Origin of the sequence: Kitasatospora putterlickiae (assembly GCF_039527695.1) — a bacterium.
Classification (GTDB): domain Bacteria; phylum Actinomycetota; class Actinomycetes; order Streptomycetales; family Streptomycetaceae; genus Kitasatospora; species Kitasatospora putterlickiae.
The window spans coordinates 1-480 of the sequence record NZ_BAAAKJ010000308.1 but is presented as its reverse complement, the minus strand read 5'-3'; the positions used below and the strand labels follow the sequence as shown (position 1 = coordinate 480).

Annotated in this window: 1 protein-coding gene; it reads left to right on the top strand. The window is 78.1% G+C overall.

Annotated features, from left to right (window positions below):
• Positions 1-105: 105 nt before the first annotated feature.
• Positions 106-480, top strand: a 375-nt coding sequence (locus ABD308_RS29570; RefSeq protein ID WP_344341533.1) for a hypothetical protein, incomplete at its 3' end; no start/stop codon positions are given.

Genomic DNA, 480 nt, shown 5'->3' with positions numbered 1-480 from the left:
GGCCTCTGATAGGAATGTGCACGGATCTGACGGCCCGCCGGTCACCCCCCGGGCCGGGGTCCACGGACCACGAACGCACAGCGAACAGAGCGGGGGGCTCAAGAGTTGACCCAGGACGGCCAGTTCAGCGCGGAGGCCAACCCCTTCGCGGCCGCGGAGCGGGTCTCCGCGACCCTCGGCAGCCTCACCGACGCCCTCTTCGGCGCCCGGACCTCGCGCCACCCGGCGGCCGCGCTGACCGCCCTGCGGGCCACCGCGCACCCGGCCGCGGACGCCCTGTTCCACCTGCCGCTGGCGCCCAACGGCCCGGTGCACACCGCCGTCGACCGGCTCGGCACCGTGGTCACCGCCGGCACCGCCCGCCCGGGCACCGGCGCCGCGCTCGCCCCGCTGACCACCCGGGCGCTGCTGGCCCGGTACGTCACCGCCTTCGAGGTCCGCGGCGCGGCCGCCGGCCCGGCCGGGGAGCTCACCGCCGAG